Genomic DNA, 23,912 nt, shown 5'->3' on the forward strand with positions numbered 1-23,912 from the left:
ATATGCAAGAACTGATTTCAATGTACAGAGATCGTTTAACGGATTTAACTGCAAAAAATAAAAGTTTGAAATTAATGAAAATTTATAATAAAAATCATTTTGATATTCACTCTTTCTCAAAAATAGAAGTAGGACTTGATGTTGCAATATTGGAAAAAGTCTGTGCTCTAGAAGACGAAATCAGTTTGATTCCACAGAATAGCCTCGTTGAAGAATCTGTATTAGTTAACCATAGGCTGATTCAACTTAAAAGAGAAGTTGATCTAATTGAACAAGAAACGGGCAACAATCCTTTTTACGTTGCCTATGGATTTCTGGAAGGGTTTTTAGTGCCTAATTTTTTTATTAGATGTCCAATATTATTCATCCCAGCTAGGCTTAACAAGGCAACCGTAAATAACAAACCTTATTGGGTACTTGGGGTGGGAGAAGAGGCTACCCCTTTCATCAATCAAACCTTTATTATGGCAATTCAAAAATACATAGGTGGGGACATAAGTTTATCTATTCAGGATGAGATTTCCTCAGGTTTACCTTCGAACTTAAAAGATATTTTGCCGTTTATTTACGAACTTCTGCGGAAGCATGATATATCTTTAACATTGGAGACTGATCAAAGTATTGCTCCTTTTAAAAATATAAAAAAAGAGAACATACCAGAAGGAAAAAAGGGCTTTACTTTATATCCATATGCAGTTATGGGTAAATTCCAGCAATCAACAAGTACATTACTGAATGATTACAATTTACTGTTAGATGATTTGCCTGAAGATGGTTTTTTGGATGCATTAATTAATGGGTCTGAAGAAAATGAAGGTGATTTTGAGGAGATCTCAGAGGAAGAATTAAATCAAGTACACCCTTCAGAAAACTTCTTTGTCCTAGAAACCGATGCTAGCCAAGAAGCAGTTGTTGTAGCTGCTCGTAATAGAAAAGGACTGATTGTACATGGGCCACCTGGGACAGGTAAGTCTCAAGTTATCGTGAATTTAATTGTGGATCGTATGTCTAAAGGACAAAAGGTCCTGTTGGTCTGTCAAAAACCAGCGGCGCTGGATGTTGTGTATAACCGACTGGGACAAATCAATTTACAAAATCATGTTGCTCTTGTCCATGACTTTAATAAGAACAAAATTGATGTATATAGAAAAATTGCTTCTGTAATTGATCGGAGTCTTCCTATAAAGGGACAGGACATTGATCGTATTTCAAATGAAAAGTTTGCACTGGCTCAGAAGTTGAATAAAACAGCATTCTCTTTACATCAAGAGCGTCCCTTTGGTAAAAGTTTATTCTATTTATATAGCAAAGCTAAATGGGATCAGACGTTGATTATCGAGGTTGAAGATTTATTGGGGAACCTTACTTTTGATGAGTTGGAAATGACTTTAATTGAGTTAAAGACCGTAATTGAATTGAAGCAGAAATATGATACTTCAAATCACCCATGGAATAATCGTAAAAGTTTCGCGGGCTTTTCAGTTAAGCAACATTTAGATTTGAGCAATATACTGAGTTCAATAGTCAAGGATGTTAAGCAAGTAGCTAATCTTAAGAATGAACTCCATTTATTATTTGAACCTGTTTATTATCTGGAGAACATTCATGTTCTTTACGAGATGCAGAAAGTGAAGACTGTTATTAAAAATAGAAATTTACACAAACACATCTTAAGGTTTTTTAGTGATGAAAATGCTCACCAGGTAACTGAGAACGATAAGCATCTTGAAATCATCAAATCAAAGTTTGGGTCATTTCAAAAACAAATAAATATATTAAATGAGCGTCCAGAGGCTGTTACTGGTCTACGGTATGAAGAGGCAGTGAAATGGAATGAGAAACTAAAACTCTTTGGAGAGCTTAACAAGAAATTCACTCGTTTTTTTAATCATAGCTGGTATTCGTTAAAAAGAGAAATTCAAGATCATTTTAAGGCTAATGGAATATCGTTTAACATGCAATCCCTTCACGAGTATCACGCAAAGGTTGAAACATATATACTCTTTGAAGAAATCCGAAATGAAGCTAATCTTGTTTACTTCTATTCAGATGCACCAATAGAAAATCAACTGGATAAGTGGAATGTATGGATTAAGTTAAAGGAGAATGTCAAAGATTTTATTCAAGCTTTTGTTGAAACGCAAACTTGTTTTCCTAACTGGATTAACAATCCAAGTACACATGATCACTTAGGAGAATTCTTTAATGAGCCTTTCAGTAATGAAATAAATGGATTAATAAAATTAGCAGAGCAAACTAGAGAGTTAAATGTTCAAATATGTAGCTTAGAGCCATACTTGAAGCGAGAAACCGTTAATGAATTTGTTAAACAGTTAAACGAAGGGGTCTACAGTATTCAAGAATATGAAGGATTGTTTAGAACACTGGACCAATTTGATAGCTTATGCAGATTAGATCAAATGAAAGAAGAAATGGGTGACTTGAAAAAGACATTACTTGAGCGTTGCGCTCAAAAGGCACCACTCGAAAGCACTCCGAATTTAGTGGATTTCTGGATTAATCTTATTCGAAATAGTTTTTTGCACGCTTGGATTCTACAGATTGAATCTGCCGAGCCGCATGTAAAAGACGTCTCCACTGAAATTTATAAATCCAACCTAGACCGTTTTCAAAAGTTATTGAATGATAAACGAAAAGCAGTCCCAATACTTATAGATTCATTACTTGCTAATTCAGCTACTCAAGTAGTGGGGAGCACACGGCAAAAATTAAAGCACGAATCTAATAAAAAAAGAAAGTTAATGCCATTACGCCAAGTAGTAGGGCATTTTTACGATGATTTATTAAAATTGGTACCTTGTTGGCTATGCACACCTGAGGCGGTGAGCGCTATTTTCCCATTACATCAGGATATGTTTGATCTTGTTATATTTGATGAAGCCTCCCAGTGTCCAGTGGAAAATGCAATTCCGTCCATTTATCGAGCTAAGCATCTCATAGTAGCAGGAGACGAAAAACAACTTCCACCTAGTTCATTCTTTCAAGCATCTATCGAGGATGAGGACGAGGATGAAGATGATAATACAATCTATGTAGACAAAACAGATAAACATGCAAAAAGTTTATTAGAGTGGGCTAAACCAAAGTTCCCTGATAAATGGCTAACTTGGCATTACCGTTCAGAGTATGAAGAGTTAATCAACTTTTCGAATTACGCTTTTTATGATAAAAGAATACAAATTGCTCCATCTGTAAAGAAAGGCACTGGTTCTAGGCCAATAGAATTTATTAAAGTTGACGGCCACTGGGAGAATAGCTCAAACCGAGTTGAAGCTGAAAAAATCGTGGACAGTGTCATTAATATTCTTCAAAATGATGATTCCCAACCAACACTTGGAATTATCACGTTTAATAAAGATCAAGCAGATCTTATTAATGATGTATTCGAAGAAAGAATGGTAAAAAGCCCTGAACTCAGATTGCTAATTGACGAAGCTAGATCTCGTAAGAATGGCGATGAACATATAGGACTTTTTGTTAAAAATATTGAGAATGTGCAGGGTGATGAGAGAGATGTTATTCTTTTCTCGGTTGCTTACGCGAAGAACTCTGAAGGTAAAATGGTTAGCCAATTCAGCGCACTTTCTAGGGACGGTGGCGGAAATCGCTTAAATGTTGCTATATCTCGTGCGCGGAGAAAAGTAATTATAGTTTGCTCTTTTGAACCGAGTGAATGGACAAGAGCAGAGACTTACGCGCAGGGGGTTAAGTATTTAAAACGATATTTGGAGTATGGTAAAGCGATCTCAGACGGAGATTATTCGCTCGCCCAGTCAATTTTAAACGGTTTAATCGATGCTACCAATGTGAAGGATCTAAACAATCAACTGATTTTTGACAGTGGATTTGAAGAAGAAGTATGTAATGCACTACGAGCTTGTGGATACGATGTACACACCCAAGTTGGTTTTTCTGGTTACCGCATTGATTTGGCAATCGTAGATCCTGTAGGAAAAGAAAGATACATCTTAGGTATAGAATGCGACGGGGCAACTTACCATTCTTCAAAGGTGGCCAGGGAGAGAGATTTTTACAGACAAAGATTCTTAGAGAGCAAGGGATGGAAAATACATCGGATTTGGAGTCGGAATTGGTGGTTAGCAAAAAACAAGGAAATAGAGAAAATACAAAAGGTGCTTGAGGCACTTTTAGAGGAAGTGAAATGAACTGAAAATACACTGGGAAATCATCTTCTAGTGTTGGAAAGATATAACTAAAGGATGGTTACCGCATGGCTTAGATGGCAAATTAAGGGGACTCAACTTGAGTCCTTATTTTTTTTATATTCCCCTTAAGTTTATACATGTTAATATAGAGATAGGAATATTTTCCTATGAATCATCTAACATCTTTACGAATAATTCTCCAGAGGTGAAGAAATGAACAACAGTAATTTCACTTTCTTGTCGAACCATTGGAACATTCTATCCAATCTTGCAGAAATGGCGGAGCGGAACGTTTATATTGACCCGAATACCTCTTTGATAAAACTCCGTATGTTTGGAGAGACAATAACGAAATACATATGTGCAATTGAAGAACTACAATTATTAGACAGAGCGACTCAAGACGATAGGCTCAGGCTCTTGAAGCAAGAAGATCTTCTGACGGAAGAACTACTGGATATTCTTCATGCCATTCGAAAAATAGGGAATAAAGCCAATCATGAAGAAGGAATTTACGGAACTACGGAAGAAGCCAAAGCTTTGCTGAACATGGCCTTTCGCTTATCCGTCTGGTTTATGCAGGTGTATGGGGAGTGGGACTTCGTAGCTCCCGAGTATGTCGAACCTTCTAAAGTGGAGGATTCACAGAATGAGGAGCAGCTTGAGATGCTCGCCGCTTCCTATGATGCCAAGGTACTGCAGTTGGAACAGGAATTGTTGAAGCTTACTCAGCAGCAGGATGCCAAAACACCAGATGAGAAACAGAAACGTCATTCTAAGGCTAGACAGCTGGGCAGTGCCTTAAAGTTTACTGAGGCAGAGACCAGAGTCATTATAGATGATAAGCTTCGTCAAGCTGGCTGGGAAGCAGATACATTACAATTGCGTTTTAGCGCAGGGACTCGTCCTGAAAAAGGCAGATACCTTGCTATAGCAGAATGGCCGCTGAAGAACGGTTTTGCCGATTATGCCTTGTTTTATGGTATGGAATTTATCGGTATTGTTGAAGCTAAACGACAGAGTAAGGATGTGCAAGCTGACATCGAGCAGGCCAAGAAATACGCCTCCTATGTAATTAAACACGGCGAGGAAGTTATTTATGGGCCGTGGGGAAACTATCAGGTGCCGTTTCTTTTTGCGACCAATGGACGCCCGTATTTGAAGCAGCTTGAGCACAAGTCGGGAATATGGTTTCTGGATGCACGCAAGTCTACGAACCATGCCAGAGTATTGCAAACGTGGTATTCACCTGAAGGACTAAAAGCCCTTTTACAGCAGGACATAGATCAGGCGACAAAAGATCTCCGCGATGAATCGCTGGATTATCTGCATTTGCGTGAATATCAGGAGAATGCGATTTTGTCGGTAGAACATGCGATAGAAGCTGGACAGCGCAAAATTCTTGTAGCCATGGCTACAGGTACAGGAAAGACGAGAATGGCCATCGGCTTAATCTATCGATTGATCAAACATAATCGTTTTAAAAGAATCTTGTTCCTGGTGGATCGTTCCGCGTTAGGACGTCAGGCTGAAGCTGCGTTTAAGGATTCCAAACTGGAAAGCTATCATTCATTTACTGAGATTTTTGAGTTACAGACTTTGGATGATAAGAAGCCAAATGCGGAAACTAAGGTACAGATTGCAACTGTTCAGGGTATGGTGAAAAGACTTTTTTATAGTGATGACGACAAAGGCATTCCTTCCGTAGATCAGTACGATTGTATTATCGTGGATGAAGCCCACCGTGGCTACACACTGGATAAGGAAATGACAGAGATTGAACTGGAGTTTCGTGATCATGCCGATTATGTGAGCAAGTATCGGAAGGTACTGGATTACTTTGATGCTGTACGTATCGGATTAACCGCTACCCCAGCTCTTCATACCGTTGAGATTTTTGACAAGGCGATCTTTAACTACTCCTACCGCGAGGCTGTAATTGATGGGTATCTGATCGACCATGAGCCGCCAATTCAGTTTGAAACCGAACTAAAGAAGAACGGCATCAAGTGGCAAATCGGTGAGGAAGTGGCTGTCTATAATGTGGATTTAGGAACCGTGGAGAAAGAAATGCTGGAAGATGAGGTAAGCATCGAAGTTACACAGTTCAATAAAACAGTGATTACAGAGAATTTCAATCGTGTGGTGCTTAAAGCACTGACTGAATATATAGATCCCGAAGCAGATGGCAAGACCTTAATCTTTGCGGCAACAGATGATCATGCAGACATGGTAGTTCGGATGTTTAAGGAAGAATTGGAGAAGAAATATGGTCCTATAGACGATGGTGCGATCCTAAAGATTACAGGTTCGATTAAAGATCCACTACATGCCATTAAGCTCTTTAAAAATGAACGGCTTCCTAACATCGTGGTCACTGTGGATTTGCTTACGACTGGAATAGATATCCCGAGTATCTCCCATGTAGTCTTCCTACGGAGGGTCCGTTCCCGTATCCTGTATGAACAAATGTTGGGACGGGCTACCCGTCGCTGTGATGAAATCGGTAAGGATCATTTTATGATCTATGATGCTGTAGGCATCTATGAGTCGCTTAAGCCTTATACGGACATGAAACCTGTAGTGACGAGACCAAAGGTCACTCTGGATCTTTTAGTAGATGAACTGAAGCAGATGAAGAGTGAGCACCATATAAAGTCGCATCAGGAAGAGATTGTTGCTAAGATGCAGCGAAAGAAGCAGCGCTGGACACCGCAGGATCATGAAGATTTCAAAGCTCTTTCTGATGGGAAGAATATTGACGAGTATATTGATGAGGTGAAAAAGGCAAGCGCTGAGCAGGTAAGTGAAACGCTACTGCGCAAGCCGCAATTGCTACATTTTATTGAAGAAAATCGTGGGCGGCATAATCGTCAGTTCATCTCGGATCACCAAGATAAATTGATTGGAGTTACTCGTGGTTATGGGGATGCCAACAAGCCAGAGGACTATCTGGAAGGATTCAACGGTTTTATTCGTGAAAATATTAACCTGATTCCAGCACTGAATATCATCTGCACACGCCCAAATGACCTGACTAGAGAAGAATTGCGGAAGCTTCGTGTGGCTCTGGATCAGAAAGGCTTTACCGAGAAAAATCTGCAAACCGCATGGCGCGATGTGAAGCAGCAGGACATTGCCGCAGACATCATCAGTTTTATCCGCCAGCAGGCGCTTGGTGATCCGCTAATCAGTCATGAAGAACGGATCGAGAAAGCGATGAAGAAAATTTATGAGATGAAAGTTTGGCCAAAAGTGCAAAAAGACTGGCTGAAACGGATTGAGAAGCAGTTGCTCCAAGAATCGGTCTTAGACCCTAACCCTGAAAAAGCGTTTGATGTGGAACCTTTCCGCAGTAAGGGCGGCTATAAGCAGTTGAATAAAATATTTGATGGTCAACTGGACCAAATTGTTGCTACAATAAACGTTGCGCTATACCCACCTAGAGAGAAGGAGCAAGCTTAGAACATGAGAAATCAGGAAATCGTACAGAAGCTTTGGAACCTGTGTAATGTACTTCGTGATGATGGCATCACGTATCACCAATATGTAACGGAACTCACCTATCTACTGTTTCTTAAAATGATGAAGGAGACGGACAACGAGGGAATTCTGCCTGAGCAATATCGCTGGGATTCGCTAATGGAACGTCACGGCTTAGATTTAACCGATCATTACCGCCAACTACTGCTTGATCTTGGCAAAGAGGGTAATGAGATTATTAAACAGATTTATATGAATGCCAGCTCAAATATAGATGAACCCAAGAATCTAGAGAAAATTGTTCGTTCCATTGATCAACTTGATTGGTATTCCGCTAAGGAAGAAGGTCTTGGGGATCTTTACGAGGGGCTACTGGAGAAAAATGCGAGTGAAACCAAATCAGGGGCTGGTCAATATTTTACACCGCGTCCATTGATAGATGTAATCGTGAAGCTAGTTGATCCACAGCCAGGCGAGCGCTGTAATGATCCTGCCGCAGGCACGTTTGGTTTTATGATTGCAGCGGATAGACACATTCGCAGTAAGACGGATGAGTATTTTGACCTAAGTGAAAAAGAAGCAGAGTTTCAAAGAAATGAAGCCTTCACAGGTGTGGAGCTAGTTAAAGATACGCATCGCCTGGCGATGATGAATGCGATGCTTCATGATCTTCATGGGGAGATTATGCTGGGAGATACCCTTTCTGATCTCGGGAAAGGCTTGAAGAACTACGATGTGATTATGACCAATCCACCATTTGGAACTAAGCAAGGCGGAGAAGGGCTTACTCGTGATGACTTAACATTTACGACATCCAATAAGCAATTAAACTTCTTACAGCATATTTATCGGGCGTTAAAAGCCAACGGAAAAGCCCGAGCAGCCGTTGTGCTTCCTGACAACGTTCTGTTTGAAGGTGGAGCGGGTGCCAAAATTCGCGCCGACTTGATGGACAAGTGTAATCTGCACACCATCCTACGCCTGCCTACAGGGATTTTTTATGCTCAAGGGGTAAAGACCAATGTTCTGTTCTTCAGTCGCGAGAAGACAGATAAGGATAGCACGAAAGATGTCTGGGTATATGACCTGCGAACGAATATGCCTAATTTTGGAAAGCGGACTCCGTTGACAACCGCACATTTTGACGCGTTTGTGGAGGCTTATACTGCTGAGGATCGCAGTAGTGTGCAGGACGAAAGATTTAATGTTTTTGCACGTGAAGATATCCGTAAGAAAGATGATAGATTGGATATTGGATTGATCGCGGATGAGTCATTAACTCCTTATGATAATCTCCCTGATCCGATTGATTCAGCGGAAGAAGCCATTGCGAAGCTGGATGAAGCATTGACCTTGCTGCTGGAGGTTGTGGCGGAGCTTAAAGCGCTTGAGAACAAGCCAGAGTATGCTGCTGAAGAACGTCAAGAGCTGCTTCAGGTTGCGGAAGTGCGTGGAGAGTATAACGTATGAGTAAGAATAAAGGGAAGACGGCGGAAGAATTGCTGCAAGAGGCATTGGTGCCTGTGGAGGAGCAGCTTTATCCTATACCTGAGAATTGGGTATGGACGAAAATTCATGTTATAGCAGAAGTTAAGGGAGGGAAGAGACTGCCTGCGGGGCATGAGTTTGTTGAGGGGACAACTGACCATGCGTATTTAAGAGTGGTTGATCTTAAAGAGGGGACTGTTTTAGATCACGACTTAAAATATATTTCTAAAGAAACACATCAGCTAATCTCTCGTTATATCATTTCTAATGATGATGTTTATATTTCTATAGCGGGAACTATTGGGAGAACAGGTATAGTACCTAAACATTTAGATGGATCAAATTTAACCGAAAATGCTGCTAAAATAACTAATATAAAGGGTTCCTTTAATAAATTCATTCATTTTTTACTAAATAGTATTGAGTTGAAAAATCAAATTGATTTATCGATGAAAGCTACCTCACAACCAAAACTAGCGCTTCATCGGATTCAAGATCTGAAAATTCCACTTCCACCAATTAATGAACAAAGACGGATAGTTAATAAGATCGAAATACTCTTGAATAAAATCAATCAAGCCAAACAACTAATCGTAGAAGCCAAAGAAACATTTGAACTTCGTCGAGCGGCAATATTGGATAAGGCTTTTCGTGGGGAATTGACTGCGAATTGGCGTATGGAGAATGATGTTGATTTTGACTGGGAACTTAGAAAACTTGGGGATTTAGTTAAAGAAGGTCCTCAAAATGGATTATATAAGCCTAAGAATGCATATGGGGATGGTACATTAATTGTCAGAATAGATAGTTTCTATAGTGGAGAGATAAAGGAATGGGAAACTTTAAAGAGGTTACATCTAGAGGGCAATGAATTAAACCTTTATGGTTTAGATAACGATGATGTAATTATTAATAGGGTTAATAGTATTGAATACTTGGGGAAATCAGCTTTGGTAAGAAATTTAGTTGAACCTGCTGTATTTGAAAGCAATGTAATGAGATTAAAGTTAAATGATAAAATCATCCCTGAATTTTTAATATTGTATCTTAATTCTTTTAAGGGACTTGAAGAACTTAGAAAGAACGCAAAACATGCTGTAAATCAAGCAAGCATTAACCAACAGGATGTTAAGAATGTTTCTGTTCCGTTGCCTATAAAAGAGGAACAAATAGAAATTATTCGTATGTTAAATCTGATCTTAAACAAAGAAAAATTAGCAAGAGATTGTATCGACCTAATGGAGAAAGTTAAACGCCTAGAAAGTTCTATACTTTCTAAAGCTTTCCGAGGTGAACTTGGAACAAATCTGTCAACTGAAGAAAATGCAATAGAGTTAATAAGCAACATTCTTGTTAAGGACACCTAAAGGGTGTCTTTTTTCTTGAGCACCTTAGCTGACCGAAGCCCAGCCTTCGTTCATGATCTTTGTCTCCATTTGTGGCCAGAAGTAGAGCATTTCATCATGGAGCATCGTCATAATGTCGCGCTGCCAATCCTCCAAGACGGTGGAATATTGCTGGATGAACCAGACAATATCTTTTTCCGGCTCAGGTGGGAAAGCTCGGTTGCCAGAAGGTGCTTCCTGAGGTCCAGAATTACTCTTGTCTAGATTCCATAACTCGTCGTACGGATTAGCTGGTTTGGAGCCACCCGGAGGGGCATCCTTGAGTTCCTTCATTTTGGCTTCCAGCAGATGGGTCTTACCTAGCTTGCGCGGCTGAATCAGGCTGGGATCTATATGCTCTTGAATGGCCAGCACGGAATCGATGAAGCGCTCCACTGCATCGGTACCGTAGGTTACTGAATAGCCGGCGATCCGATCCGCTGTAGCCGACATGCTCTCGACCATATCCCGGTTGGACATGGAGAAACGCATGTTATTTTTGAAAAAATCGCAGTGCGCCAGCACGTGAGCTACGATCAGTTTGTTCTGAATCAGCGAGTTTCCGTCGAGCAGGAAGGCATAACAAGGGTTGGAGTTAATGACGAGCTCGTATATTTTACTCAGCCCGAAATCATATTGGGATTTCATTTTGTGAAATGTTTTTCCGAAGCTCCAGTGACCAAATCGTGTCGGCATTCCATAAGCGCCGAATGTATAAATAATATCTGCAGGGCATATTTCATAACGCATGGGATAAAAATCCAAGCCGAAGCCAGTAGCTATTTCCGTAATTTCAGTAATCGCCCGCTCCAACGCATTAATTTCTTCGCTTGGCATGATTCTGTGCTCCCTCCTATAATTCTGTAGATCCAACTTGAATAAACCCTCACGAAATGGGGTTTGGCTTCATATAGATGGGTCGATCAATGTAGTTCATATTATGTATATGGGTAGGGGAGGGGCAATATGACGGGAGGGAGAATCCGTTATATATCTTTATGATTTTCTCAAGGTGATTCGTAAGTAGCTTGCAGTTATCAAAATACCATCATATTAATTATCGTGGAGAATTATTAATTCAATAGAAGAATAGAATGGTTATGGCGCACGAGTAGTGAAAGCTGGCGTATCCAAGGTCTGGGATGTGAGTCTCCTTTGAAGCCTAAAGTCGTGATCGCTTTAGATGTGGGAGGAACCTTTATTAAGTCTGGTTTGGTCGTGGATGGAGAATTGCTACAGGCTAGCTGCAAGCAACATCCTTCCTTCGCTGACCAAGCTGCCGATGTGATTATAGACCAATTTATTTCTATATTCGAAGATCAATATCAGTTCTATTCCGTTACACTAGGGAAATCCTCAAGACTGTACTTGGCGCATCGGTCTCGCCTTTCCGGGCCCTTTGATTATCAGCAAGGCATCTGTTATATTCAGGGGCTTAGTAAATATGAGGCGTTGTATGGTGAGAATATACGAGAAGTATTATATACCCGGTTCAATACCTTACAACATAAGGAATGGGCGAAGCACCTGCTGCAGGCAGATATTCGATTTGAGAATGATGCGAAGCTGTTTGCCTTAGGCGTAAGCAAATGAACGATATATTTCGTTAACTTTAGGGACAGGGTTAGGCTCCGCATTTATTGATCGTGCATTGATCCTGAACGAAGGACCAGGTGTTCCCGAGGACGGTTGGCTTTTTGATAAACCTTTCCTGGAGAGCACCATAGATAACGTCTTCTCACGTCGCGGAATTCTTCGCCTGGCTGAGCAGATGGGAGCTCTAGAAAAAGGAATGGACGTGAAGGACCTCGCAGATCAAGCAAGAAACGGGAATAGCTTGTGCTGCAAGGTGTTTGAAGAATTCGGTACACGATTGGCTAGGATGCTAAAGTCCTATGTTATAGACTATCAGCCAAACCGCATCGTTATCGGCGGACAGATTGCTAAAAGCATCGATTTATTTAGCCCCGCCCTCCAGAAGGGATTGGCTGATTCATCTATTGGTATATTTACTTCAGAAAATGTGTTCGAACACACGCTTATCGGAATATCGAGATTATTTGACGATTCCTTAGGATTCAATTGATAATTCAAAGATAACCAGTTACCGATCGATGTCGGTGACTGGTTATTTTTATGCTCCATCTTCGGCCAGAAATTGAGCATTTCATCAGGGATTATAAATGAACTTGTCGGTTCATTTATAGTTCATATTCCAGTGATAGGATTCACAGTATAATAATAAGCGTTGGAAGGTCGTGCAACATGACAAAAGTAAAACAAACCGTAGATTATCCATTGTATAATGGACAGCCGTATTTCATGCCTATTGGCAAATGGGTAGTGATCCTTGCAAGTATCGTTGTAGGCTATTTAACAATGACAGTAGAGATTCCTTTTCTGCCTAATGAAGTGCAGAGCAAGATTGCTCCGTTTCTATTCACGCTGTTTCCGTTAATCGCATTAGTGTGGGCAACCAAAGGGAAGTTAGGAATTCTCTTCAAAAAGCCTGAAGTAAGTCATGTATTATACGGGATTTTATTCTTTATTATTAATTTCATCGTAACGTTGGGGGTAGCTGCGCTGCTTTCATCGATGGGAGCTGTAACAGTAAATGCGGTGCTAGGTCATGGGGATACCCTTTCAACAGGTGAGAAGCTCTGGACATTGTTCTTCTCAGGATTTCAATTAATTGGCGAGGAATTGTTAACGATCTTGCCATTCCTGGCGATTATGCAGCTTTGCTTTATTGGCTTTAAAATGTCACGCAAGGTGTCCGTGTTTATTGCATTAATCGTAACAGCACTCATTTTTGGTGCAATACACTTAAAAACGTACAATTTTAATTTTGCTCAGGCCATTCTGGGAATCGGAATAGCTCGAATTATTCTAACGCTTGCTTACATGAAAACAAAGAATATCTGGACGTCGATCATTGCACATATTTTAAATGACTGGGCAATATTTGGGACTAGTATGTTAGGTGGCGCAGTAGCAGCACCGTTCCTGATGCATTTCTTGCATTAAGAGCCGGAGGAATTTCCGTAGACTCACAAAGAGGTTAAGCATATAGTGCGATAGATATTGAGAAGATTTCTGAGGTACAGAAGCACAGCTGATTGGATATCCAATCGGCTTTTTTGCTATCTAGTTTAAATTCCTATCAATCTCTCTATCATCAGATATCCCTCTGAAGGGATACCCAGCCCCCGTTATTATTGGTATACTTTAACAAAAGATTCTACTTATGGAGTGTTTAAGGAGGTTATGATCGATGAGATCGAGCGGTATTCTTCTGATTTTTATAGCGCTTATAGTAACCGGTTGCTTTAACCAGCCATCCAATGGAGAAGACAAATTCACAACTACCATTAATGAACAAGAAGATGTGATAAACAGCCATGGAATGATTGTTAAGAATCTTAAGAAGCTGGATGCTTTTATCCAAAATAAAGCGGGTAAGCAGCGTGTGGTTCATTACACAATTGAGGGTGATCCGATCTTTAATGACTTGAAATATACTGACCAAGGGATTGAAATGCGGCATGATAATTCCGAAGATACGTTTGGTAGTCCCCAAGTAACCACATACACTTGTCAGAACCTTGTTAGAAACGAAACGGATAAACTCCTGTCGTATACCTTAACGGGCTGCGAGGGCGAACAAACAAAGATCGAGCTGCTACAGATTCCTTTTGACGTAACGAAACAAGATAAGTTTGAGTTTGTTTTAAAGTATGGTGTGAACCAAAAAAACGAAATTAATACGATAGAGAAGAAGTTGGTCAAAGATCTCCAGAATGGGGAAGTAGTCGAGGTTAGCGATTTTGAGCTTTCTGAACAGGAACGAGGACAAATCTATAAAGAAATGGTACTAGCGAATTACTTAGGTGAAAAAGAGTTATCTACCGAGTGTAATCGAAAACCTGCTGTAAGTTACGATTTATCGGTTCAGATTAATAGTGGAGAGCGTCATTATCAGTGGACGGAATGCCAGAATACTGAGGATGATGGTCAGATGACTGAACTAGCTCAAGCGATCATTAAGATCGTGCAGGCTGGAAGCATTTATAAGCAACTGCCTGAGGTTAAGGGGTATTACGAATAATTTAAATAAGTTGAACTAAAACATTCTAAAAAGGAAGAGTGGCGGAGGGGAAGTTTGGAACTGTAGGAGCGATAGCGTTCGCCTGAAAGCTTTCCGTAGGAAAGCTCGCTTCGGAAGCATGGGCCGTCACCGGATTTCAACCGTGAAACACGGTATATAATCAAGAAATCTGGGGACAACAGCGACCGGAAGTCCAAACATTCACCGCAGTCACGTTTACCTTAAAGAAATACCTTAAGTTTTTAACTAATTTTTATTCTCAGATCATTGGAGGCAGCATTCATGCACCGAATATTGTTAATTGAAGATGACGAAGCAATTAGTGAAATGGTTAGGTCCTATTTAGTAAAAGAGGGCTATGAAGTGGAAACGGCGTTTGATGGTGAAGTAGCGGAAAGGACATTCCGTACTAGTAATCCTTTTGATCTTGTATTATTAGATCTCATGCTGCCCAAGCGCAGCGGTACTGATATTCTCCAGACGATCCGTGCGACAAGTCTAGTTCCGGTGTTGATCATGTCAGCCAAGGACAGCGATGTGGATAAAGCGCTTGGACTTGGCTTTGGGGCGGATGATTATATTACCAAGCCATTTTCAATGATCGAATTAGCTGCAAGAGTGAAGGCTGCGATTCGAAGAGCGGGTTATGCTACCCCCACCATCCAACCGGAAGCTCCAATTCCTGCGAAGCAAAAGATTTCCATTGGTGGCCTGACTGTGGATTTGGATAATTTCTCTGCGCTAAAGAACGGGGAAGAAGTGAAGTTAACGTCTAAGGAATTTCATATTCTTAAGCTGTTCGTTACGCATCCGGGCAGGGTCTTCACCAAAGCGCAGATTTATGCTAGCGTATGGGCAGATGATTATTTCGGAGATGAGAACGTTATTAATGTACATATGAGAAGATTACGCGAAAAAATAGAAGATGATCCCTCTCATCCAGAGTTCATCAAGACGTTGTGGGGGATCGGATATAAGCTGGGAGAGCAGCTATAATGAGCATGGCGTTTAGTGTGGTCATTGTACTCCTGCTCGTCGTCATTGTATGGCAATATCAGCATTCGCGTAAAGCTTCCAGAGACCTGAAATATATTCATGACAAGCTATGTAGCATCATGGCTGAAGGTTCACACGAAAGACTGCTGTTATTCAGTAGTAATGTGGAGCTGCAAAGTGTGCTGATTGATCTAAATCGGCTGCTCGACATTAATCATAAAGGAAGCATTGAGCGCGTGAAGCTGGAGAAGTCCATGCGTAATATGCTGTCGAACATTTCCCACGATCTTAAGACTCCGCTAACGGTAGTACTCGGTTATATTGAGACGATTCAGCAGGATGAACATATGCCAGCCGAGGAACGGGAACGTATGATGAACACAATTCACCAAAAAGCGAATGAAGTGATCCATCTGATGAACAAGTTCTTTGACTTGGCCAAGCTGGAATCGGGGGATCGGGAAATCAATCTTTCACGTGTTGAGGCAGGCGAGGTATGCAGACGTAATATTCTCTCTTTCTATGATATCCTTAGCGCCAAGGGCAGTGAGGTAGAGATAGAGATTCCTGATGACTCGCTTTATTTCATGGGAAACGAAGAGGCGCTTGACCGGATATTGACCAATTTGTTATCGAATGCGATTGCTTACGGGGATGCCGGAGGCGTATTAGGCTTGAAACTCTATAGTGATAAGAACAAAGTATACATAGATGTTTGGGACAGGGGAAAAGGCATTAGTGAAGTTCACCAGGATAAAGTATTCGAACGGCTCTATACACTGGAGGATTCGAGAAATCGATCATATCAAGGGAGTGGTCTGGGTCTGACGATCACCAAAAGATTAACGGAGCAGATGAATGGTACCATTACACTGGTTAGTCAACCGTTTGTGAGAACAGTATTTACCCTTTCTTTTCGTAGATTAAGCTTCTAAAGAATGAAATTGTGTACAGCTTAAGATTTTTGTAAGAATCGAGTAATAAAAAAGAAAATTCTGCTGTGTACAATAAGAACTAAGGAAGACGAGACGAAAACAAAGGGGAGCACGGAAATGACTACGATACTGCGAACAAGAAATTTAACGAAAACCTACCAAGGCAAAGAAGCCGTTAGCAATGTGAGTATGAATATTAAACAAGGTGAAATTTATGGCTTTCTTGGACCGAACGGTGCCGGCAAAACAACGGTCATGAAAATGATCACGAACCTCGTTAAACCGACGAGTGGTGAGATTGAGTTTTTTAATGAAAAAATGACAAATCATTCGTATGAAATGCTCAAACGGATGGGCTGCATCATTGAATATCCAGTGTTCTATGATAAACTCACAGCCAAGGAAAACCTGATCCTGCATGGAGAGTACATGGGCTATTATGATCCGCAAGCGATTGGGGAAGCGCTAGAGCTGGTAAAGCTTACGGGTATCGATAAAAAGCCGGTGAAGCAATTTTCGCTTGGAATGAAGCAGCGCCTTGGTATTGCCAGAGCCTTTATGACGAAACCGGAGCTACTCATTCTGGATGAGCCGATTAATGGACTAGACCCTGTGGGAATCAAAGAGATGCGTGAAGTGTTCCGGATGCTTAGCCGTGAATATGGAATGACGTTACTTGTATCTAGTCATATTCTGGGGGAAATCGAGCAGATTGCTGATACTATCGGTGTGATCCGGCAGGGTGCTCTGGTAGAAGAGGTGGCGATGGATTCCATTCGCGGTCAAAATACAGAATATATCGAAGTGGTTACGAATGAGATTAACAAAGCAGTGTACGTGTTGGAGCACAAGCTTGGCCTCAATAACTTCAAAGTACTAGATCATATTACAGTAAGAATCTATGACGGTGGAATCTCACAACGTGATCTGAATAAGGCGTTAGTGCTAGCAGACGTGGAGATTGAGAGCATCAGCAAGAAACAACATACGCTGGAAGATTATTTTTTACAATTGATTGGGGGTGAAGGCGTTGCTTAAATTAATATCTTTGGAGATTCGGAAGAATAAGCTAAAGACCCTTCTTACAGGGGCAGCAATCGTCAATCTCGCTATTCTTGGGTTTATGATTATGGTTTTATTCGTTGATCGAAATGAGAATGAACCGTCGTTCGCTTCTTACGCAGATATGTTTGAGGGTGTGTTCGTTTTTGTTAAGGCTGCTTATATTATTTTCGCTTCCGTTATTATTAGCAAGCTGGTGATTGATGAGTATAAGAACAACACTATTACTCTTCTCTTCATGTACCCTATCTCACGTAAAAAGCTAATGACTGCGAAAATATTGATAGTGTTCGCCTTCACATTTGTTGCCATCATCGTGTCAGACATTGTGGTTGGCGCTATCCTAATAGGATTCAATTCTTTTGTAGGGCTTATTCCGGGTGAGTTAAACCTTCCCATGATCACTTCAGAGCTGATCAAGTTAGGCGCAAACGCATTTTACGCAGCGGGCATTGCTTTGATTCCTTTGTACTTTGGAATGAAGAAAAAATCAGTCCCTGCCACCATCGTCTCGGCGGTGTTAGTTACGTCCCTAATTTCGGGTGGATTTGATCAAGCACGCTTAGGTAATTTAGCGGCGGTGTCGATCTCACTTGGCTTGATAGGAGCAGGTATTGCCTATATGGCGATTCGCAATATTGACCATAAAGATATAGCCTAAAATATTTATAGAAATCCCTCTTAAGAATCTCAGTACGATGTGTAAGTCATCGTGGTTGGGTTCTAAAGGGGGATTTAGTGTTTATCTGCGACCGATTAAAGTATATTTGCTATAATGGTCAAAATAGAAGAATTTAAAATTTGAGATGATTTCCGCTCATTTTAGGGTAATGATAATGGATGAGAGAGCCTGAGGTGAAATGAATTGTGGATAAAGACTGGACGTCCATTCTAACACGATTGCTTTCGGAAGAGAGCGCTTATAAATCGTTATATGACCATCATCCTAATTTGATATTTGTGTTGGATCGGCAAGGTCGCTGCGTAGGAACGAATCGTACGTTCTATCTACAATCCAGTGCAGAAGCATCGTTCCAAGATATAGGTCTGACAGCACTTAAAAGAATATACCTTGTTGATGTAGCTAGTTTTGAGGCTGCCCTGCAAGGGAATCCCTCTAGCTTTGAATTGCAAGATCTGAACAATCCCAAAGTGGACGTTGTGAAGGGAAACTTTATTCCTATAACGATAGACGAGGGAATTGTCGGGGTATTCGCGATCATACAAGTGGATAACAGCAACTATCATCATTATTCGGAAGGGTTACATGACTGGCTAAACGCATTAGCAGATTCTTTTCATGCTAAATTATCGGATAAGGTAGAACTAGAGTCAAACTTCAAATCTACTTTTGCTGCTGAAGTCGAAGATAAACGAGCGAACCTTATTCTGAACTCCGTCTCAGCTGGAATATTCGTACTAGATAATATAGGGCGAACGCTCTTTATTAACCGTGAGGGAGCAGATATGTTAGGTTACCAGCCTACAGAATTGGTTGGCCTGAAGCTGATGGAATATATTCATCAAATTCAAGGCGATGGCTCACGTTATTCAACCCCTGATTGTCAGATCAGTCTTACAATTGCAGATGGAATTATCCGCAGGAAAGACGATGAGATCTTCTGGCGTAAGGATGGAACCAGCTTTTTTGTCAATTATCGGGTCTCGCCTCTTATGGATGGGGGGATGATCTCAGGAGCAGTTATTGCTTTTAGTGATATTACGAATGCGAAAGAAATCATTCGCGCTAAAGAATCTGCGGAACAGGCGGCGCAAGCCAAATCTGATTTCTTAGCGATGATGAGTCATGAAATTCGGACACCGATGAATGGAATGATAGGGATGTCAGATCTTTTACTTGAAACTGATCTTGGAGAAGAACAGCGGGGGTATGTCGAGATTTTACGAAGCTGTAGTTACACGCTTTTACAGATCTTGAATGACATTCTTGATTTCAGCAAGATGGAAGCGGGCAAAATGCCACTGCAAACCGAATCGTTTGAACTTCGAGAGATGATATCGGACATCATTGATTTATTTACGCCTAAAGCCGAAGAGAAGAAGCTGGCCTTGCGGTGGTGGGCGGATACGAGTGTTCCAACAACGTTACTGGCTGATCCGATCCGTTTGCGACAGATTATTGTCAATCTGGTAGGCAATGCTCTGAAATTCACAGAACATGGGAGCGTTACACTATCGGTTAAGAACATTCCACTTTCGGATTCAAAAGAATATTTATTGGAATTCTCTGTCCGTGATACAGGTGTTGGGATTGCCGATAATAAACTCAATTTATTATTTCAATCCTTCTCACAGCTGCACCCGATCATCAACCGTAAATATGGCGGTACAGGGTTAGGACTCGCTATTTGTAAGCAGCTGGTTGAGCTGATGGGTGGGACAATCTTTGTAGAAAGTGAAGAGAATAAAGGTTCAACGTTCCGGTTTATGTTACCCTTCATAAAAAAAGAGGTCGAGTTAAATTCAACTTCAAATCAGGAGGGGTAAACGCACAAATCCCCGGTCCATTGACTTACGAAGCAATGGCCGGAGATTTGCGTTAGATTATTAATCTTGAAGCATATACATGAGACCTACAGTATGTGGACCACAATGGCTACCAATAACACAACCTGCGTTGAGGATAGCGATCTCATTCACTTGAGTTTTCTCTCGTATCGCTGTCTCTAGATAGCGAGCATCTTCTTCCGCTAAGGTATGAACAACGATGAGCAGCTCTTTATCCATCCGATCGATGTTAATCAAGGCGTTCTGGAGCATTTGTTCCACGGCTTTTTCTTTTTTGCCACGAATTTTACTAGTAGGTACGATGCTGCCGTCTACAAGTCTAAGAACAGGACGAATTTTTAGCAGACTACCGATGAAATTCTGCATACCTGAACAGCGTCCACCCATATATAAGTAATCTAGCGTATCTACCACGAATTCTGTTTCTACAAGATTACGACTCTGCTTCAGCATAGCTGCAATCTCAATGGCACTGTAACCTTTTTCAGCGGCTCTGACAGCTTTCATAACGAGAAGAGCGATGCCTCCACATAAGGTCTGTGAATCAATAACCTGTACACGCCCCTCTGGGAATTCCCCAGCAGCCAAAAGTGCATTCTGATATGTAGAGGATAGTGATGAGGAGAGACTGATATATACAATATCATCTCCACGGCTAATTACCGGATGAAAAGCGGCGATAAAGTCAGCTGGCGAAGGCGCGGCTGTCTTTGGCAATACTCCGCTTGCTGCGACACGGCGATACACTTCTTCTGGTGTGATATCTTCACCATCTTTGTAGGTTCCTTCTTCAAACACTACGTAAAGGGGAACGATGCCGATATTAAAAGTATCCTTCCAGCCTTGAGGCAAATCGGAAGTGCTGTCTGAAAATATTTTTACAGTAGACATGAATTTCTCCTTCACCGATAATCGGACGACAATAGTCATTATTGAATCATATAATCTATTTATTATACCAAGATTAAGCCGATTCTCAAAATGAAATCGTAGAAATTCTGAAAGAAAGAAAGACTATCCGGAATTCCGAATAGTCTAAGTAAGCATTAATTTTTTTTCATAACCGGTATCCAGATCTCGCAGCGATAATCCTCTGCATCAGGTCTTCCCGGAAGGTATAGCTCAAACTCGGGTCCTCCTGTATGCTCATAGCCTGTTGCAGGGAACCACTCCTGAAAGATCCGTGACCATGCTTGCTGAATAGCATTCGGCATTGGCCCTACTGAGGTGAACACAGCCCAACTCGCAGCTGGTATCGTCGTAGAAGCAAAGCCCTGAGCGTCCGTCTCTGGAGAGGCTTCGACAGCAATCCAATAGGAGAAGGTTTCTTTTTCGTGATTAAAATCTTTACAAATACCAAGGATGTCCTTATCAACACCGATCTCAATCAGCTTATCCGACGTACCATTTTCGTTAGCTTCAATCCACAGCTGGGGGATACGGCGTAAATTCTCCCCATCTTTCGTTGTCATTTCCTCTACTAGTCCGATAACATTAAAAGCGTCTCTTGTCTCAATTCTGTAGTCCATTTCTTTATCTCCCTTCAGTGATAGATGGAAGGAGAGTCTAGGGAAGGCTTTGAGCTGTACCCCTGACTCCCGCGCAGCAGAAGGAGTAATTCCATGTGCTTTGCGGAATGCTTTGGCAAACGACTCGGGAGAGTCATATCCGTATTTTAATGAGACATCTAGCACCTTAACTTTAGAAATAGCGAGTTCCTGTGCCGCCAGAGTTAGTTTCCGTTTACGGATATAGTCTTTGACTGATACTCCGGTGAGCATGTAGAACATACGCTGGAAATGAAAAGGGGAGGAATAAGCAACCTTTGCTATATCTTCTATATTAAAGGTTTCCTCCATTTTGCTCTCCATATAATCTAAAGCTTCTTTCATGCGGATAAGCCATTCCAAGCCTGCCATCTCCCTTTGAGTTCATACTATCATGCCAACATTTGCAAATCCTGTTATTCCTTGCTCTCTAATGACAGGTTGCTGATGGAAGAATGATCTTAACAAAATCATCCTATATAGTATAACTCAGGAAGGTGGAGAGAGTCAGCTTTGTAATCTGTACACTCTTGCTTCGTAAGGACGCAGAATTTCTCGTGTTGGTGATTCATCCGGGTAATTTCCAATAATTAAATCAGTAACGGTGCTCAGCTCAGCGGGGAGATCAACGGTTTGAGGAGCCTCGTTGAAGTTCAGCAGGATCAGCCATTGTTCATCCTCTAAAGTTCTTGTATAAGCATAAAGGTTCTCATGGTCAGGCAACAGTAGCTTATATTCTCCATATACCATAATCGGGTTCTTTTTGCGTAAAGCTATTAGTTCCTGGTAGTAGTAGAAGATTGAATCAGAATCCGCCAATGCTTGCTCCACATTAATTTCCTTGTAAATCGGATTTACTTTGAGCCATGGTTCTCCTTCTGAAAATCCAGCATTAGCAGATGCATCCCATTGCATTGGGGTACGGGCGTTGTCTCGGCCTTTGACATGGATAGCGTTCAGAATCGTTTCATGATCTGCGCCACCCTCAGTTACTTTTTCACGGTACATATTCAGAATTTCGATGTCTTTATAATCTTCCAGCGTTGTGAATTTTACATTCGTCATCCCAATTTCTTCACCTTGGTAAATATAAGGGGTGCCTTTAAGTGTATGTAGTAAGGTAGCGAGCATTTTGGCAGATATTACGCGGTACTTCCCATCATCACCAAATCGTGAAACCATACGCGGCTGGTCATGATTGTTTAAGTACAGACTATTCCAACCCTTGTCAGCCAGACCGACCTGCCATTTGTGAAGGATGTCGCGCAGTTTAGTTAATGTCCATGGGGCTACATCCCATTTGCCTCCTGGGCCGGAATCTACGTCCATATGCTCGAATTGGAATACCATTTGAAGTTCTTCACGATCTTCGTCTGTGTAAAGAACGGCATCCTCTACTGAAGCCCCTGGCGTTTCCCCGACGGTCATAATATCATAGCTTGAAAGAACCTTTTGGTTCATTTCATGTAAAAACTCATGGACTCGGGGGCCATTCATAAAGTAATCGCCACCCCAAGCAAGTTCCTCTGGCGCCTCGCCCTCGATTTGGAAGGAAGGTAGCCCTTCTGCTTTAGAAATTAAATTAATGACGTCCATCCGCAATCCATCCACACCCTTGTCGAGCCAGAAGGTAATCATCTTGTATAATTCATCGCGCAGCTTTGGATTGTCCCAGTTGAGATCCGGTTGCTTGCGTGAGAACAGATGTAGATAGTATTCACCGGTAGTCTCATCTAGTTCCCAAGCCGGACCGCTGAATATGGAACTCCAATTGTTTGGACGTTCGCCATTCGGTCCACCTGGACGCCATATGTAGTAATCACGGTATGGATTATCTTTTGACGAACGGGACTCTACGAACCATTGATGTTCATCAGAAGAGTGGTTGATTACAAGATCCATCATTAGCTTAATGCCACGATCATGCAGTCCAGTCAGTAGTTCCTCCCAGTCTTTTAGCGTGCCGAACTCATCCATAATATCTTCGTAATCGCTGATGTCATAACCATTATCATCATTTGGCGATTTATATACTGGTGACAACCAAACTACATCGACACCGAGCTTCTGCAAATAATCCAGACGTGAAATGATGCCTTGCAGATCTCCAATACCGTCACCATTACTATCTTGAAAGCTGCGTGGATAAATTTGATAAACGACAGCTTCCTTCCAAAAGGTTCTTTTCATTA

General features: G+C 41.3%; 16 protein-coding genes and 1 pseudogene. 13 read left to right on the plus strand and 4 right to left on the minus strand.

All coding sequences use genetic code 11. The annotated features are described in order from the left end of the window. The first annotated feature begins 2 nt into the window (after positions 1 to 2). From PAENI_RS15120 to PAENI_RS15135, 4 genes are all read left to right on the plus strand, one after another. Entirely contained in the window at positions 3 to 4,187 is a 4,185-nt protein-coding gene (locus tag PAENI_RS15120; RefSeq protein ID WP_149645859.1) for an AAA domain-containing protein, read from the plus strand. Positions 4,188 to 4,400: 213 nt separating this feature from the next. Further along, positions 4,401 to 7,652 (plus strand): type I restriction-modification system endonuclease, encoded by a 3,252-nt coding sequence (gene hsdR, locus PAENI_RS15125; RefSeq protein WP_149645860.1) that lies wholly within the window; start codon positions 4,401 to 4,403, stop codon positions 7,650 to 7,652. Positions 7,653 to 7,655: 3 nt separating this feature from the next. Beyond that, complete coding sequence (locus tag PAENI_RS15130; protein WP_149645861.1) at positions 7,656 to 9,140, plus strand: class I SAM-dependent DNA methyltransferase; 1,485 nt, start codon at positions 7,656 to 7,658, stop codon at positions 9,138 to 9,140. Beyond that, complete coding sequence (locus tag PAENI_RS15135) at positions 9,137 to 10,525, plus strand: restriction endonuclease subunit S (protein ID WP_149645862.1); 1,389 nt, start codon at positions 9,137 to 9,139, stop codon at positions 10,523 to 10,525. The genes PAENI_RS15130 and PAENI_RS15135 overlap by 4 nt, the downstream gene beginning before the upstream one ends. 33 nt (positions 10,526 to 10,558) lie before the next feature. Here PAENI_RS15135 and PAENI_RS15140 read toward each other — a convergent pair. After that, positions 10,559 to 11,380, minus strand: a pseudogene (locus PAENI_RS15140) (SpoVR family protein); the annotation flags it as partial. A gap of 318 nt (positions 11,381 to 11,698) precedes the next feature. On the opposite strand from PAENI_RS15140, the gene PAENI_RS15145 reads away from it, so the two are divergent. The 9 genes from PAENI_RS15145 to PAENI_RS15185 all read left to right on the plus strand — a co-directional run bounded on the left by PAENI_RS15145 (position 11,699) and on the right by PAENI_RS15185 (position 20,152). Continuing rightward, positions 11,699 to 12,136 carry an ROK family protein gene (locus PAENI_RS15145; protein WP_149645863.1) on the plus strand — a complete coding sequence of 146 codons (438 nt, stop codon included), beginning with the start codon at positions 11,699 to 11,701 and terminating at the stop codon, positions 12,134 to 12,136. A 58-nt stretch (positions 12,137 to 12,194) separates the two neighbouring features. After that, positions 12,195 to 12,629: an ROK family protein gene (locus PAENI_RS15150; RefSeq protein ID WP_188114582.1), complete on the plus strand. Its 435-nt coding sequence runs from the start codon at positions 12,195 to 12,197 to the stop codon at positions 12,627 to 12,629. A 179-nt stretch (positions 12,630 to 12,808) separates the two neighbouring features. Further along, positions 12,809 to 13,570 carry a CPBP family intramembrane glutamic endopeptidase gene (locus PAENI_RS15155; protein ID WP_149645865.1) on the plus strand — a complete coding sequence of 254 codons (762 nt, stop codon included), beginning with the start codon at positions 12,809 to 12,811 and terminating at the stop codon, positions 13,568 to 13,570. A gap of 247 nt (positions 13,571 to 13,817) precedes the next feature. Continuing rightward, positions 13,818 to 14,651 (plus strand): DUF4362 domain-containing protein, encoded by an 834-nt coding sequence (locus PAENI_RS15160; RefSeq protein WP_149645866.1) that lies wholly within the window; start codon positions 13,818 to 13,820, stop codon positions 14,649 to 14,651. 282 nt (positions 14,652 to 14,933) lie between these two features. Continuing rightward, the gene (locus PAENI_RS15165) at positions 14,934 to 15,647 is read left to right on the plus strand and encodes a response regulator transcription factor (RefSeq protein WP_042186305.1); all 714 of its coding nucleotides are present in this window, start codon (positions 14,934 to 14,936) and stop codon (positions 15,645 to 15,647) included. Beyond that, entirely contained in the window at positions 15,647 to 16,582 is a 936-nt protein-coding gene (locus PAENI_RS15170) for a sensor histidine kinase (RefSeq protein WP_149645867.1), read from the plus strand. The genes PAENI_RS15165 and PAENI_RS15170 overlap by 1 nt, the downstream gene beginning before the upstream one ends. 117 nt (positions 16,583 to 16,699) lie before the next feature. Next, positions 16,700 to 17,620, plus strand: a complete 921-nt coding sequence (locus PAENI_RS15175; RefSeq protein WP_149645868.1) for an ABC transporter ATP-binding protein — start codon at positions 16,700 to 16,702, stop codon at positions 17,618 to 17,620. Then, positions 17,604 to 18,305: an ABC transporter permease gene (locus PAENI_RS15180; protein ID WP_231573408.1), complete on the plus strand. Its 702-nt coding sequence runs from the start codon at positions 17,604 to 17,606 to the stop codon at positions 18,303 to 18,305. Before PAENI_RS15175 ends, PAENI_RS15180 begins: the two co-directional genes overlap by 17 nt. 206 nt (positions 18,306 to 18,511) lie before the next feature. Further along, a complete protein-coding gene (locus PAENI_RS15185) occupies positions 18,512 to 20,152 on the plus strand; it encodes a PAS domain-containing sensor histidine kinase (RefSeq protein WP_149645869.1) in 1,641 nt (546 codons plus the stop codon). 60 nt (positions 20,153 to 20,212) lie between these two features. Here the strand turns inward: PAENI_RS15185 and PAENI_RS15190 are convergent, their stop codons facing one another. The 3 genes from PAENI_RS15190 to PAENI_RS15200 all read right to left on the minus strand — a co-directional run bounded on the left by PAENI_RS15190 (position 20,213) and on the right by PAENI_RS15200 (position 23,910). Then, on the minus strand, positions 20,213 to 21,064 hold the full coding sequence (locus PAENI_RS15190; RefSeq protein WP_149645870.1) for a DegV family protein: 852 nt from the start codon (positions 21,062 to 21,064) through the stop codon (positions 20,213 to 20,215). A 155-nt stretch (positions 21,065 to 21,219) separates the two neighbouring features. Next, positions 21,220 to 22,083, minus strand: a complete 864-nt coding sequence (locus tag PAENI_RS15195) for an AraC family transcriptional regulator (protein WP_188114583.1) — start codon at positions 22,081 to 22,083, stop codon at positions 21,220 to 21,222. Between the two features lie 144 nt (positions 22,084 to 22,227). Beyond that, positions 22,228 to 23,910, minus strand: coding sequence for a glycoside hydrolase family 13 protein (locus tag PAENI_RS15200; RefSeq protein WP_149645871.1), 1,683 nt, complete (start codon positions 23,908 to 23,910; stop codon positions 22,228 to 22,230). Positions 23,911 to 23,912: the final 2 nt, after the last annotated feature.

The sequence above is a fragment of the Paenibacillus sp. B2(2019) genome, from assembly GCF_008370385.1.
GTDB lineage: Bacteria > Bacillota > Bacilli > Paenibacillales > Paenibacillaceae > Paenibacillus_AQ.